The following is a 13,175-nucleotide window of genomic DNA, read 5'->3' as shown; positions in this document are numbered from 1 at the left end:
AATTATACTTTGAAACCCATATTATTTATAGTTAACCCAAACTATTCTAAGTATTGCGAACAGTTCGAGATTTATTTTTATTTTGTTTCTAATTTTTGTCTAATTTTAGTACATTTTTTTATAGTTTTGATTAAATTTTATCAAATGGGTATATTTATTAACTAATAGTAACTATATATAATTATACACATGGGGGAGATTAATGAGCGAACAAAAACCAATACAAATATTTTCAGATTTAACCGACTTGCGTGTCAATGTAGTTAAAAGTCCAGTAAAACTCACTATTTTAGAAATGCTCAGAGATAGAGACATGGAGTTTGATGAAATAGTTACTAATACTGGTAAATCAAAATCTACAGTTTCAGTGCATTTGAAAAATTTAAGAGAAAATGGAATTATATCATATAGAATGCACCCTGTTGACAATAGAAAAAAAATATTCTATTTAAATTCTAAATTCCTTGGTTCTGTAAATATTTCTGAACCAAAAGAACTTGAAGAGACACATGCTAATTACTTGATAAAAAATATTGTTGAAGGTGATGGACAGTTTTCAACATTATTGTTCCATACTTTAAAAGCAATGCTTATTCAGGAAGGAATTAATATTGATCCTATTTTAAAATCAACAGGTAATCAAATAGGTAAATCAATCTTTTATAAATTATACGATGAAGATTTAGATATATTTATGGGTAATTTAGCTGAATTCTGGCAGAAAAAAGGTTTAGGTAGATTAACTTATGAAATAGGCCAGATAATTAAGATAACTGCCTATGATTGTTTTGAATGTGAATTGCTTCCAAAAACAGGAAAACCAGCTTGTTTCTTGGATACAGGTATTCTGGAAGGTTTATTCACAGAATTCTTTAAATTGCCTGTTAGTGTTATTGAAACACAATGTTTTACAATGGGTGATGGGAAATGTGTCTTTGAGGTTGAACCTCAAAGCGCAAAAACTTACTAATCATCTTTAAATTTTATAATGGATGTTGTAAGATAAGGCTTTTCGTGAGAAAATCCTTCAATTATTTTTTCATTTTCACGAGTACAGTTTTGTACTGAGTAAATTTCTTTTTCTCTTTTATCGTTTTTTATTTTTAATTCAAGTTTTGTTGTGTTTCTTGAAGCTTTCATAAGAACAATTGAATCACTGTAGTCTAAAACTTGTTCAATTCTTTTATCTATTTTTGGAACAATTGTCAAGATATCATTTTGTTCAACTAAAGCTTCATTTCTAGCCGCAGCACATGCGGTAAATGAAGTAATTCCTGGAATTGTTTCAACTTCGAATTCATCAATTAATCTTCTTTGTAAGTATGAGTATGTACTGAATATGGATGTGTCTCCAAGGGTAATGAATGCAACATCTCTTCCGGTGTTTAAGTATTGAGCAACGAGTTCAGATGCACTGTCCCATATTCTTTCGAGTTCTTTTTTATCTTCAATCATAGGGAAGATAGGTTCCACAATCATGACTTTTTTGTAATCGTCTCTTTCTTCAAGAACAGGTCTTACAATTGATAATGCGATACTTTCTTTTTCTTTTGAGGATTTTGGTGAAAAAACAACAGGGACTGTTTTCAATACTTTTGCAGCTTTTAATGTTAATAATTCAGTATCTCCCGGTCCAACACCAATTCCAATCAATTTTCCTTTTTTAGCCATAAAATCACTTTAATTAATAATCGTTCAGTTTAAGTATTATTTTCCAAATGCTCTTTCTATAATTTATTTATATTATCTTTACCTAATATATCTTTAATGTCAAATTCAATTTTTTGCCCAAACTGCGGAATGTTAAAAAGTAATTGTACTTGTGGTAAATACTCTAAAAACGAATCTAAAGGTCCAACAAACCTATTCAGTTTTTCTAAACCAAAACCAAGAACATCCTCAATTCTTGATGATGAAATTCCTGATGTGTATTCAGTAGAAGACCACAGACAAGATGAAGGAACTGCGGCTTATTTGAAAGAATTATATCCTAATATAGAGGATGAGATTATTGAAAATTTTCCATTTAATGAGCCTAGAACTGGTCAATTTGAGATTATTCAGGATATTAATGATGCAATTAAAAAAGGTTATAAATATATTATATTGGAAGCGGGAACAGGTACTGGTAAATCAGCAATAGCCACTACACTTGCTAAAATGTATGAATCCGCTTATATTTTGACTATGACTAAGCAATTGCAAGCACAATATTCTAATGAATTTGATTTTCCATTAGTTAAAGGTAGGAATAATTTTGCTTGTTTACATGATAATCTGGAATCAACCTGTGATATGGGTGCATGTAAGACATCCCCTACTTCAAGTAAATTTTTCTGTCCATATGGGGTTGCTAAAAATCCTACATTGGATGCTGAATTGGCTTTTGAAGATTCTTCCGGTGGAACAGTATTTTATCAATCAAGTGGACACTGTCATTATTGGAATCAAAAAGCTAATGCAGTAAATTCACCAATAACATTAATGAACTATGATTATGCAATTGTTGAACTTAATTATGTTAAACACTTTGGAACTCGTTCTTTGCTTATTTTAGACGAGGCTCATAATATTGAAAGTAAATTAATGTCTACAATGGAAGTTACATTGTATAATAGAACACTTGAGAAGGATATAAATAAGCAAATCTCTCCTCAAACTTTGAAAGATGGGGAACTTGAAGATTGGGTAATGGAAATCGATGCTATTAGAGACTCTTATGAAGATATTGATTTAAAAGATGTAAGTAAAAGTAAAGCTGACAGAATTAGATCAACAATAGGTAGATTAAAAACTCTTAGAAACAACTTGGAAAATGAGCCTAACAACTGGGTAATTGACACTGAGGAGTCTGGTGTCACATTCAAACCGTTAAGGGTTCATCATTATGCTAAAAACAACTTATTGAAATATGGTGATGTTGTTATTTTCATGAGTGCAACAATATTGTCTCATAAAATGTTTTCAAAGTGGTTAGGATTAAATCCAAATGAAGTTTATCATATCAAGGTTGATAGTCCATTTACTAAAGAAAAAAGACCCATTATCCTTAATTTGGCGGGTAAAATGTCTGCGAATAGGATTAAAAAAACAGCTCCAAATACAATTCCTATTTTGCAAGAGATTTTAAAGAAACATGAAGGGGATAAAGGTTTAATCCACACTCACAGTTATAAATGTCAACAATATATTACAAATAACTTGTATAATTCAAGATTAATCTCACACACTTCTAGAAACAGGGAACAAATATTGGATTTCTTTGAAAAAGATGAAAATCCTTTGGTTTTGGTTTCACCATCAATGAGTGAAGGTGTTGATTTGCCTTATGACAAATGTAGATTCCAAGTTATCTATAAAATGCCATTCCCATATCTTGGGGATAAGCAGGTTAATATGAGAATGAAAAAGGATAAGAAATGGTATGCATATAAGACTGTAATGACTTTAATGCAAGCGTATGGTCGTGGTATGAGGGCTGAAGATGATTCATGTTACACTTATATTATTGATAGTGATATTAACATGTTATTTAAAAGTCCAATGTATAGATCTTTAATTCCAGATTTCTTCAAAGAAGCTGTTGTTAGAGTTAAAAAATAGCGGACCTAGAGGGATTTGAACCCCCGACCTCAGGATCCGAAGTCCTGCGTCATTCCTGACTAGACTATAGGCCCAATAAAAAAATATTATATCTATTGTTCTTTTTCAGAATCAATAGAAATAATTGGTATTTCATCAATATCTTCTACTTCAGCAAAAATATCATCAATGGTTTCATTATCAAGTTTTGCTTGTTTATATTCGATATCTTCGATTTCCTCAATTGTTAATCCTTTTTTACTTTCCTCTTTTTCTCGAGCAGGTGGGATATCATCAATATCTTCGGTGATTGGAGTTGGTGTTTTAGTAGAAGTAGTTGATTTTTTAAATTTATTTTTAATGTCGCCCATTTTGAATTCGCCTATTTTATAGGAGTCTTTATCTAATGGGATGTTGCTTTTAGGAATAACTTTTTCAGTTTTTTCTTCCTTTTTAGCAGATTGACCTTTTACTTTTTCTTTAGCATCAATAGAATTAATGCTGTCTGTTATTCCAGTCAAAGGATTCTTAATATTAAATATCTTATATATTCCATAAATTAACAATAAGAGTCCTAATCCAAGAACTATGACAGAAATAAAGTTTGTTTCACCAGAAACTACGTTATCTATTACTCTGTCACTACGTGATTCAAAGATTATAGCTGAAATGATTATGAATATAACTCCTAAAACTGAGCTAATTATAGCTAAAATAGGTGTTCTTCCAATTTTAGCATTAACAAAGTGATCGAAGTTTTCACTTACATCATGGATAATATCTTCTGGTTCTTCGATATCATCGATAGGTTCGTCTATGTCTTCTTCTTTTGGAGTTTTAATAATAAAATCTTCATCAATTGGGCTTTCTTCTAAATTTACAACATAGTCTTTATCTTCATCTGGATGGTAAATGAATTCATCATCAATTTCTAATTCATCTAAATCAACATTGTCTTCACTAAGATAGTTTATTAATTCATTATCTTCTTGTGAATCAACAGTATTATCTTCTTTTACATTGTCGATTAAGTCTTTTAAATTAGAAATTCTATGTTCTTTTTCGTTAGAATCTTTCATAAAAAGCCCTCAGTCGTAAGCTCTCCAAGTATGTTTACATTTTGTGCATGTAAAAATACGAGTAGGAGCTTCATCAGCACTACGAGTTTGTAATAATTTGTAGGTTGCAATATTGTGACCGCATTCAGGACAGATTTCTTCTGTTCTTGGGCCAACTTCTACATCTTCACCTAAGTTTGTAACAGTTTCTTTAGCTTCAATTTTCTTTGAAACTGTGTAATTTGTATTATCGGAGTCTTCTTTAACATAACCACAACTGTTGCATTTTAAATCGCTACCGTTTGGAAACATCATTGCTCCACATTCAGGACAAAATTCCATTTAACTCTCCCTCTATTAAATTTAATAAGTATATTATACAATAATTTTTTTTTTAACTTATTTAAATATATAGCATTATTTTACATTTTTAGCTTTTTTTAAGCAGTCTTTTATTATTTTATCATGGTCAAAAGCAATATTGATTTCATCTAGTTTTTCGGCTGAAAAAATGCCTATGTCAATTGCATCATCATCAGCTTTTCTATCATTGAAATTGCCTTTTGCAGTGTATGCGATAGTTATGGTATGACCTCTTGAATCTCTGTTGGGATCAGAGTAAACATTGACTAAATCTTTAAGTTCAACATCAATGCTGGTCTCTTCCTTTGCTTCTCTTACAGCAGCAGATTCTACAGTTTCGCCATAGTCAACAAATCCACCTGGTAACGCCCAATAATCTTTAAAAGGATTGTTTTTTCTTTTAATTAAAATAAAATTAAAATTATCATCAAAAATAAAAATATCAGTTGTTAAAGATGGTTTTTTGTATTCAGTCATTAAACCACTTAAAAAAGTAAAATATGGAAGCTTATTATAAAGCTTCATCAATAAGTTTTTTGAATTCAGAACTTTCTTTTTGGAGTTCTTCTGCTGCTTTTTGTAATGCGTTTCTTGGTCTTTTTCCTCTTTTTGTTTTAATGGTCATTTCTGGTTTTCCAGTAAGAGGGTGATCAATATTGTAAACTGCATATTCAACGTCAGGATTTTGCATTAAAATGTGTCTTAATGCGTTACAAACTCCGTGACTTTCATCATTTACTCTGAAAGTTAATTCTAAAGTTTTATCTTCAATAATTTCAAAATTTTCCATCATTTTATCAACCTAATTAATCATTAATGTAGTTTTTAGAAACTTTACGTTTTTCTTTCCTGTTACAAGTATTACATTGAAGTTCATCAGTTTTTTGTGTAGTGTGCATGTAATCTCTACAACGAGTACACATAGCTTTTAATACACCACAATCATCATCTGTTGTGCCTAAATCGACATTGTCTCCAGTAATTTTAACAACTTTTGCTTGAATAATATCCCCTATTCTAAAAGCATCAGATAATTTCTCTAAATAATCTTTTTTAGCTTGTGAGATGTGTATAGCACCCATATAAGGTAATGCTAATGGTCTTGCATTATCTTTAATACATTCTATTTTAACATTTGCTCTTTGCGGTTTGAGATCAGTTATTTGACCGTAGATTACATCTCCAACTTTTAAAAGAGCAGGTTTTGCATCTGACACAACGGAAATTACCTTCATTTTTTGATTAATTTTAACATTTCCAAGTACTGATGATTTGATGTCTCCGTCATCATCATAAGTACCATCTCCTGGAAGATATTGTTCAACTATTCCTAATTTATCTCCAGGCATTACAATTTTATCTTCTTCTATTTTCATATTAAAATCACCAAAATAAAGAGTTTATAAAACTTTCTTTAATATAATAATTTTATTCATATTAATATTTAAAATTATTTATAACGTTCATGGAATAAAATTTCATCCAGTTGATAATTTTCCCATTCTCGCTTATCTAAAACTATTTCCAATTCCTGCGGGGTTAATAATGGTTTTTTATACATTTGGGAATCATCAACAGCAATTCTTGGACAGGCACTTACAACAAAAGCATCCAATTCCAAGTATGGAAGTAATACTTCGGGTGAGACATTGTCTACTAAGATAATATATGCTTCCATTTTTGCATCTTCAATGATTTTTTTAATCTCTTTTGCTAATGTCATCCTGTATTGGCCTTCTTTTGTAGATACTAAAATTCCCCATTTTTTAGCACTACGTGCTTTAGTGATTCTTGCAAATCTTATTCTTAGAATCCTATCTGCAAATTCATCCATACTTCTAATTTCTCCATTGTATGGGTCTAATGCAAGAACAGGGGTATTTGAGAATAATTTAATTCCTAATGCATGGAAATTTCCATTTCCAATGAATAAAATTACTTCCGCATCCAAATCTTTGATTGATGAAAAGTTACATCCTAAAACTTGCCCTTTCCTTGTTGAAGGTGAGGAACCTAAGATGACTTCCTTTCCATTATCCTCTAGGAAATCTCTGGTTTCATTTAAAAGATGCAAGTGCTGTGTTGTTGTTACAAGCCCTATTCTGTAATAATCTTTTAGATATTCTAGTGATTTTTCAAGATCTTTTTTAATATCAATATTAGAAAAAGCTTCAATGAATAATGTTGGAACTTCATATTTTAATGGGAGCGGGGTGTGGCCGTAATGAACTATCAAATCGACTGAACCTTTCATCTTATAGTCACTTACATCACATGCTCCAAAACAAGGATCACCGGAGATGATGACTGTCGCTTCAGTTTCCTCTTCGATTTGTCTGGCTATTTTAACAGCCTGCATCTTTAGGCCTTCCGGAAACTGGAGACCAACAGTTTGTGCATCTATTGAAGTTATTTTACGGATTACTTTGTCTAAATCCATATTGTACATTGACATTTTAATCTTCAATTGTTTTTTCGATAACTACTTTCCCGTCAATTACATCTAATTTAACAATAGATAATACATCAACGCCAGTTTCTTTTTTAACTATATTTTTACCTTCGCCCTTTTCAATAACAGCAACTGTGGATTTAATTTCTAAACCTAAATCTTTTAAAGTGTTCAATAATGCTATTATAGTTCCACCGGTACTTACTACATCGTCAATGAGTAAAATTTTCTCACCTGCATGCAAATCATTCACATAAAGGTTTGATGATCCATATCCAGTTTTTTGGTAAACTTCAGTTTCTCCTTCAAGTCCGTATTCTCTTTTACGGATTACAACGAATGGGATATCGGTTGCAAGAGATAATGCAGTAGCTAAATGAATTCCCATCGCTTCAACAGCTACAATTTTGTCAACATTTAAATCAGCATGTTTATAAACTGCTAATGATAATTCTCTAAGCATTTTTGGGTCCATTGCTGGAACACCGTCACTTATAGGATTTATAAAGTAGTTGTAGTCACCTTTCTTAACGATTGGTGATGCTTCTAAAGATTTTTTTACTTCTTCTAACATGATATCACAAATTATTAAAACTTTATTAAATATAAATATAAATTAATATAATTATATAAGTTTGCTAATTAGAATTATTATAAGTGATTAATATGCTTGGAAATTTAGGAGAAAATCTTACTAATACAATGAAAAAATTAGTAGGAATGTCTGTTATTGATAAAAAAACTATTAAAGAAGTTGTAAAAGACATTCAACGTGCTTTAATTCAATCTGACGTTAATATTAAATTGGTCCTATATTTATCAAAAAAAATTGAAAATAGGTCTCTTGAAGAGAAGCCTCCGAAAGGAATTACTCCAAGAGAACATGTTATAACAATTATTTATGAGGAAATGGTAAATCTCCTGGGCAGTGAAACTGTTGGTTTGGACATTAATGAAAGGCCTTACAAAATTCTATTCTTAGGTCTTCAAGGTAGTGGTAAAACAACAACCATTGGAAAATTATGTAGATTCTTACAGAAAAAAGGTTTTAACCCTGCTGTGGTTTGTACCGACACATGGAGGCCTGCTGCTTACGTTCAATTAAAACAGTTAACAGAAGAAATGGATGTTCCGTTATATGGTGATCCGGATAATAAAGATGCTTTGGATCTTGCAAGGAAAGGTTTGCAAGAGTTTAAAAACAGAAAAGTTATTATTTTCGATACTGCTGGTAGACATAAACAAGAAGAAGATTTAATTGCTGAAATGAACGAATTGGATGAAATTATCAATCCAAATGAAGCTATTCTTGTTATTGATGGAACAATTGGTCAGCAAGCAGGTGAACAGGCAAAAGCTTTCTCAACAGCTACTGATATTGGCTCAATAATTATTACAAAATTGGATGGGTCAGCAAAAGGTGGGGGTGCAATGTCTGCGGTTGCAGAAACTGGTGCTCCAATCAAATTCATCGGTACTGGTGAGAGAATCGATGACTTTGAATTGTTTGATCCAGAAAGATTCATTTCAAGATTACTTGGTATGGGGGATATAAAATCTCTTATTGAAAAAGCTGAGGAAAACATTGATGAGGATATTGCAGAAAAAACCATGAACAATATGCTCACAGGTAAATTCACATTAATGGATATGAAAAACCAGTTTGAAATGATGAATAAAATGGGTCCTATGCAACAAGTTCTAAACATGATTCCGGGTATGGGAAACAAGATATCAAAAGAAGCATCTAAAATGACTGAAGATAAAATTGATTCTTACAAAATTATGATGTCTTCAATGACTGAAGAAGAAATGTTAAACCCTAAAATAATCAAACAATCCCGTATTCAAAGAATCGCAAGAGGTTCTGGTGTTGAAGAAAGTGAAGTAAAAGAACTTCTAAAATATTACAACAACACCAAAAAGACAATGAAGGGAATTGGAAAACGTGGTGGTCGTTTAGGTCACGGCGCTATGAACCGTATGATGGGACAATTCATGAATAGATAATATGTACGAATTAGCAAAACAAATTTTAGAGGAAACAGATGGAAAAATCTGTAAAAGTTGTCTCGGTCGTAAATTATCCAAAACAATTGAAGGGACAAATAACATTGAAAGGGCAGATAAAGTTTGCGCTGAGTTAGATATTGATTTGGATGATGTTGATTGCGTAATATGTAATAATATCTTCAATAAACTTGATGAAGAGTTGTATAAAAAAATTGATGATAAAATTAATCAATTAGGAATAGAATTTGATACATTTTTAGTAGGTTCAAAACTTCCTAAGGATATTCAAGAACGTGATCAGGAGTTATCAGATAAATTTAATTTGCCTGTAGAAACAATCAAAAAAGAAATTAATAGATTGATTGGTCTTGGACTTTGGGAAATATATGATAAGGAAGCTGAATTTGAAAGTCAGGATATTGTATTCAATATTGATTTAATTGATGATCCTAAGGTTAGAATTCAAATTAATCCGTTATATATTGAAGGAAAATACAATAAACTTAAAAGAGGAATTCCACAGACCAAATGGCCATGCACTAAATGTAAAGGAAGAGGTTGTGAAGAATGCAACTTCACAGGAAAGCAATACCCAGAATCAGTTGAAGAACTAATTTCCGAGCATGTGTTAGAATTAACTAAGGGTAAAGAAGCTAAATTCCATGGTGCAGGTCGTGAAGACATTGATGTATTGATGTTAGGTTCTGGAAGACCTTTTGTATTGGAAATCAAAGAACCAAGATTAAGAAAAATTGATTTGGCTCAAGTTGAAGAAGATGTAAATAAGATGAATGAAGGAAAAACTTCATATCATAATTTACATTTATGCAAAAGAAGTAGAAAAGCAGAAATTAAACAATCCTCTCCAGATACTTATAAAGTTTATAATGCGATTGTCAAATGTGATGATGCATTTGACGAATCAAAACTTGAAGAATTATTGAAACTGGATGAAATTCATCAGCAAACTCCATTAAGAGTATTAAGGAGACGTGCTGATAAAGTACGTATTAAGCATGTTAAAGAATTGTCTTATGAGATAATTGATGATAAACATTTCAGTATGTGCATTAAAACTGAAGGCGGATTGTATATTAAAGAATTAATCTCAGGGGATGAAGGTAGAAGTCATCCTAACGTAAGTGAGATTTTAGGCGTTAAAGCTATTTGTGAACAATTGGATGTAATAGAAGTAAGTGAGAAGTAGATAATATGGCAGAAGAATTTACACATTTGACAGAAACAGGAGTACATATGGTTGAAGTTGGTGGAAAACCAGATCAAAAAAGAAGAGCTATTGCACAGGGTAGTATATTTTTGGATAAACATACTGTTGATTTAATTCAAAATGAAGAAATCAAAAAAGGTAATGTTTTAACAACTGCTCAAATTGCAGGAATTCAAGCTGTTAAAAACACTTCTTCAATAATTCCACTTTGCCATCCTTTAGCATTGACTGGTATAGAACTTGATTTCGAAGTTAAAGAAGATGAAATCATAGCTACATGTGCAGTTAACACATTAGGAAAAACAGGTGTGGAAATGGAAGCTATCACTGGTGTAAGTGTAGCTTTGCTTACTGTATGGGACATGGTTAAAGCTGTTGAAAAAGATGAAAATGGCCAATATCCTGACACCAGAATCAGTGACATTAAAGTAATTAAAAAAGAAAAAATCTAAACTTTATATACTATGAAAAAAATAATTATTAATATTATTTATTATTAATTAATTTTATAGGGGATTATTATGGCAAAAAAAGATAATAAAATTTCTATGCCTCAAACAGGTGCAGGTTTAGTAAGATATTTTGATGAAGAAAGTCTCGGACCAAAACTTTCTCCTGAGCATATCATCGTTGCTACTGTAATCGTAGCTATTTTATGTTTCGTATTAAGATACTCAGCTTAGATTTATTGTTTTTTAAAAAACAATACAACTTTTTTTTATTTTATATTGATACTATGTTAACTAAAAGAATTATTCCTTGTCTAGATTGTGATTTGCAAGTACCTGAAGGTAGAGTTGTCAAAGGTGTTGAATTTAAAGAAATTAAATATGCTGGAAACCCAGTAGATCTTGCAACAAGATACTATGAAGAGGGTGCAGATGAAATTGTAGTTTTAGATATCACTGCTTCACATGAAAGACGTGCTACAATGGCAGATGTTATTGACAGGTTGACTGAAAATGTATTCATGCCAATTTGTGTAGGTGGAGGAATAAGAAAAGTCGAAGATTACATTAAAATGCTCAGAGCAGGCGCTGATAAGTGTTCAACAAATACTGCTGCAATCAAAAATCCAGAACTCTTGACTGAAGCTTCAAAAGTTGTTGGATCACAGGCAGTTGTCATTGGAATTGATGCAAAAAGAAGATATGTCGACCATCCGGATGATGCACCAGATAAAGTCGTTGTTGAAACTGACAAAGGATTCTGCTGGTTTGATTCAAGTATATATGGTGGACGTGAATTTACTGGAATCGATGCAATCCAATGGGCGCAAAAATGTCAAGACTTAGGTGCTGGAGAAATCCTTTTAACCAGTATGGATGGGGATGGAACTCAAAACGGTTATGATATTGAGTTAAACAAAGCTATCAATGATGCTGTTGATATTCCGGTTATTGCTAGTGGTGGTGTTGGAGAGCCAAAAGACATTTTAGATGTATTCGAAAAGACTGATGTTAGTGCAGCTCTTGCAGCAAGTATATTCCACTTTAACCAATATTCCATTGGTGAAGTAAAAGAATACTTAAAAGAAAATAATGTGGCTGTTCGCTTATGATAATTGAATCTCCAATTGATTTGGAATTAACACAAATTTCAGGCCAAACATCACAGCCTCCTTGGATGAAAATTGATGATTCATATAGGGAAGTTGTAATGGTAAATAATAAACCTGTTGTATTTGATGTTAAACAGTCAGGAGATTTTTTAAACTTTAATTTTGAGGGAGATGTATCTGATAAAGATGCGATATCTCGCCTAAACTATATTTTTGATTTAGATTTTGATTTGGGTAAATTTTATAAATATTTGGATAATCATGCAGAACTGGCGGAAATGTCTAAGTTTTGTGATGGTTTAAGATTATTTTTGGCACCAAATCCATTTGAATGTGTTATTTCATCAATTTGCTCTGCAAATAATTCCATTAAAAGATGGACCAAGTCTATTTCTGATATAAAGCAGAAATGGGGAACCAATTATAATGGATTTTATACTTTTCCTGAGATCTCTAATTTTCAAAACTTGTTTTTGGATGATGAAGAGGAATTTGAACTAACAAATGTTGATGAAATTTGCAACTGTAAAAACAATCTAAAATCCTGTGGTGTTGGATATAGGGCACCATATATGAGGAAAGCATCTGAACTTTTTACACTTGAAATTGACCTTTCAGAAATTCCTAAAATGAGTTATGATGAGGCTTTTGAGACAATATTGAAAGTTCCGGGTGTAGGTCCAAAGGTTGCTGATTGTATATTGCTTTATGGATTTAATTTTAGAGAAGCTTTTCCAAGTGATGTATGGATAAAACGTATTGTTTCTCATTTATATTTTGAAGAAAAGGATATTTCTGTTCCTAAGGTAAGAGAATTTGGAATGGAAGAATTTGGAGACAATGCAGGTTATGTTCAATTGTACATGTTTCATTATGCAAGAAAATCTGGCCTAATGGCTAAATTAAAATAGGTTAACA

The 13,175-nt window shown here is 31.4% G+C and carries 16 protein-coding genes and 1 tRNA gene; 8 read left to right on the top strand and 9 right to left on the bottom strand.

Annotated features, from left to right (window positions below; all coding sequences use genetic code 11):
• Nucleotides 1–202 precede the first annotated feature (202 nt).
• The gene (locus MR875_00170) at nucleotides 203–970 is read left to right on the top strand and encodes an ArsR family transcriptional regulator (protein ID MCI6993268.1); all 768 of its coding nucleotides are present in this window, start codon (nucleotides 203–205) and stop codon (nucleotides 968–970) included.
• Here the strand turns inward: MR875_00170 and cobI are convergent.
• Nucleotides 967–1,671 carry a precorrin-2 C(20)-methyltransferase gene (gene cobI / locus MR875_00165; GenBank protein ID MCI6993267.1) on the bottom strand — a complete coding sequence of 235 codons (705 nt, stop codon included), beginning with the start codon at nucleotides 1,669–1,671 and terminating at the stop codon, nucleotides 967–969. The genes MR875_00170 and cobI overlap by 4 nt on opposite strands.
• 96 nt (nucleotides 1,672–1,767) lie before the next feature.
• On the opposite strand from cobI, the gene MR875_00160 reads away from it, so the two are divergent.
• Nucleotides 1,768–3,603 carry an ATP-dependent DNA helicase gene (locus MR875_00160; protein MCI6993266.1) on the top strand — a complete coding sequence of 612 codons (1,836 nt, stop codon included), beginning with the start codon at nucleotides 1,768–1,770 and terminating at the stop codon, nucleotides 3,601–3,603.
• On the opposite strand, the gene MR875_00155 is transcribed toward MR875_00160, so the two are convergent.
• From MR875_00155 to hpt, 8 genes are all read right to left on the bottom strand, one after another.
• Nucleotides 3,604–3,677: transfer RNA gene (locus tag MR875_00155), tRNA-Arg, on the bottom strand.
• Nucleotides 3,678–3,695: 18 nt separating this feature from the next.
• Entirely contained in the window at nucleotides 3,696–4,661 is a 966-nt protein-coding gene (locus MR875_00150) for a topoisomerase IV (GenBank protein MCI6993265.1), read from the bottom strand.
• A 9-nt stretch (nucleotides 4,662–4,670) separates the two neighbouring features.
• Nucleotides 4,671–4,982 carry a transcription factor S gene (locus MR875_00145; protein MCI6993264.1) on the bottom strand — a complete coding sequence of 104 codons (312 nt, stop codon included), beginning with the start codon at nucleotides 4,980–4,982 and terminating at the stop codon, nucleotides 4,671–4,673.
• 75 nt (nucleotides 4,983–5,057) lie between these two features.
• Nucleotides 5,058–5,480, bottom strand: a complete 423-nt coding sequence (locus MR875_00140) for an NUDIX hydrolase (GenBank protein ID MCI6993263.1) — start codon at nucleotides 5,478–5,480, stop codon at nucleotides 5,058–5,060.
• Between the two features lie 34 nt (nucleotides 5,481–5,514).
• A complete protein-coding gene (locus MR875_00135; protein ID MCI6993262.1) occupies nucleotides 5,515–5,796 on the bottom strand; it encodes a DNA-directed RNA polymerase subunit L in 282 nt (93 codons plus the stop codon).
• A 13-nt stretch (nucleotides 5,797–5,809) separates the two neighbouring features.
• Complete coding sequence (locus MR875_00130; GenBank protein ID MCI6993261.1) at nucleotides 5,810–6,379, bottom strand: exosome complex RNA-binding protein Csl4; 570 nt, start codon at nucleotides 6,377–6,379, stop codon at nucleotides 5,810–5,812.
• Between the two features lie 74 nt (nucleotides 6,380–6,453).
• A complete protein-coding gene (dph2, locus tag MR875_00125) occupies nucleotides 6,454–7,458 on the bottom strand; it encodes a diphthamide biosynthesis enzyme Dph2 (GenBank protein MCI6993260.1) in 1,005 nt (334 codons plus the stop codon).
• 1 nt (nucleotide 7,459) lies between these two features.
• The gene (gene hpt, locus MR875_00120) at nucleotides 7,460–8,029 is read right to left on the bottom strand and encodes a hypoxanthine/guanine phosphoribosyltransferase (GenBank protein MCI6993259.1); all 570 of its coding nucleotides are present in this window, start codon (nucleotides 8,027–8,029) and stop codon (nucleotides 7,460–7,462) included.
• A gap of 86 nt (nucleotides 8,030–8,115) precedes the next feature.
• Between hpt and MR875_00115 the strand changes: the two genes are divergently transcribed.
• The 6 genes from MR875_00115 (at nucleotide 8,116) to MR875_00090 (ending at nucleotide 13,168) form a co-directional block, all read left to right on the top strand.
• The gene (locus tag MR875_00115) at nucleotides 8,116–9,465 is read left to right on the top strand and encodes a signal recognition particle protein Srp54 (GenBank protein ID MCI6993258.1); all 1,350 of its coding nucleotides are present in this window, start codon (nucleotides 8,116–8,118) and stop codon (nucleotides 9,463–9,465) included.
• Nucleotides 9,458–10,675, top strand: coding sequence for a tRNA pseudouridine(54/55) synthase Pus10 (locus tag MR875_00110; GenBank protein ID MCI6993257.1), 1,218 nt, complete (start codon nucleotides 9,458–9,460; stop codon nucleotides 10,673–10,675). The genes MR875_00115 and MR875_00110 overlap by 8 nt, the downstream gene beginning before the upstream one ends.
• 5 nt (nucleotides 10,676–10,680) lie before the next feature.
• Nucleotides 10,681–11,148: a cyclic pyranopterin monophosphate synthase MoaC gene (gene moaC, locus MR875_00105; protein MCI6993256.1), complete on the top strand. Its 468-nt coding sequence runs from the start codon at nucleotides 10,681–10,683 to the stop codon at nucleotides 11,146–11,148.
• Between the two features lie 69 nt (nucleotides 11,149–11,217).
• The gene (locus MR875_00100) at nucleotides 11,218–11,379 is read left to right on the top strand and encodes a preprotein translocase subunit Sec61beta (GenBank protein ID MCI6993255.1); all 162 of its coding nucleotides are present in this window, start codon (nucleotides 11,218–11,220) and stop codon (nucleotides 11,377–11,379) included.
• A gap of 53 nt (nucleotides 11,380–11,432) precedes the next feature.
• The gene (hisF, locus tag MR875_00095; protein MCI6993254.1) at nucleotides 11,433–12,257 is read left to right on the top strand and encodes an imidazole glycerol phosphate synthase subunit HisF; all 825 of its coding nucleotides are present in this window, start codon (nucleotides 11,433–11,435) and stop codon (nucleotides 12,255–12,257) included.
• Nucleotides 12,254–13,168 carry a 3-methyladenine DNA glycosylase gene (locus tag MR875_00090; GenBank protein MCI6993253.1) on the top strand — a complete coding sequence of 305 codons (915 nt, stop codon included), beginning with the start codon at nucleotides 12,254–12,256 and terminating at the stop codon, nucleotides 13,166–13,168. The genes hisF and MR875_00090 overlap by 4 nt, the downstream gene beginning before the upstream one ends.
• Nucleotides 13,169–13,175 lie beyond the last annotated feature (7 nt).

Origin of the sequence: Methanobrevibacter sp., from assembly GCA_022775905.1 — an archaeon.
Lineage (GTDB): Archaea > Methanobacteriota > Methanobacteria > Methanobacteriales > Methanobacteriaceae > Methanocatella.
Note: the sequence above shows the minus strand (reverse complement) of the source record. Positions and strands in the feature narration are given on the sequence as shown.

What these genes read in the sequence shown, in the direction of transcription:
- MR875_00130 (MCI6993261.1), bottom strand. Translation starts at nt 6,379, where the DNA reads ATGAAAATAGAAGAAGATAAAATTGTAATGCCTGGAGATAAATTAGGA.
- MR875_00170 (MCI6993268.1), top strand. Translation starts at nt 203, where the DNA reads ATGAGCGAACAAAAACCAATACAAATATTTTCAGATTTAACCGACTTG.
- cobI (MCI6993267.1), bottom strand. Translation starts at nt 1,671, where the DNA reads ATGGCTAAAAAAGGAAAATTGATTGGAATTGGTGTTGGACCGGGAGAT.
- MR875_00090 (MCI6993253.1), top strand. Translation starts at nt 12,254, where the DNA reads ATGATAATTGAATCTCCAATTGATTTGGAATTAACACAAATTTCAGGC.
- MR875_00135 (MCI6993262.1), bottom strand. Translation starts at nt 5,796, where the DNA reads ATGATGGAAAATTTTGAAATTATTGAAGATAAAACTTTAGAATTAACT.
- MR875_00145 (MCI6993264.1), bottom strand. Translation starts at nt 4,982, where the DNA reads ATGGAATTTTGTCCTGAATGTGGAGCAATGATGTTTCCAAACGGTAGC.
- MR875_00150 (MCI6993265.1), bottom strand. Translation starts at nt 4,661, where the DNA reads ATGAAAGATTCTAACGAAAAAGAACATAGAATTTCTAATTTAAAAGAC.
- MR875_00140 (MCI6993263.1), bottom strand. Translation starts at nt 5,480, where the DNA reads ATGACTGAATACAAAAAACCATCTTTAACAACTGATATTTTTATTTTT.
- MR875_00100 (MCI6993255.1), top strand. Translation starts at nt 11,218, where the DNA reads ATGGCAAAAAAAGATAATAAAATTTCTATGCCTCAAACAGGTGCAGGT.
- hpt (MCI6993259.1), bottom strand. Translation starts at nt 8,029, where the DNA reads ATGTTAGAAGAAGTAAAAAAATCTTTAGAAGCATCACCAATCGTTAAG.
- hisF (MCI6993254.1), top strand. Translation starts at nt 11,433, where the DNA reads ATGTTAACTAAAAGAATTATTCCTTGTCTAGATTGTGATTTGCAAGTA.
- dph2 (MCI6993260.1), bottom strand. Translation starts at nt 7,458, where the DNA reads ATGTCAATGTACAATATGGATTTAGACAAAGTAATCCGTAAAATAACT.
- moaC (MCI6993256.1), top strand. Translation starts at nt 10,681, where the DNA reads ATGGCAGAAGAATTTACACATTTGACAGAAACAGGAGTACATATGGTT.
- MR875_00160 (MCI6993266.1), top strand. Translation starts at nt 1,768, where the DNA reads ATGTCAAATTCAATTTTTTGCCCAAACTGCGGAATGTTAAAAAGTAAT.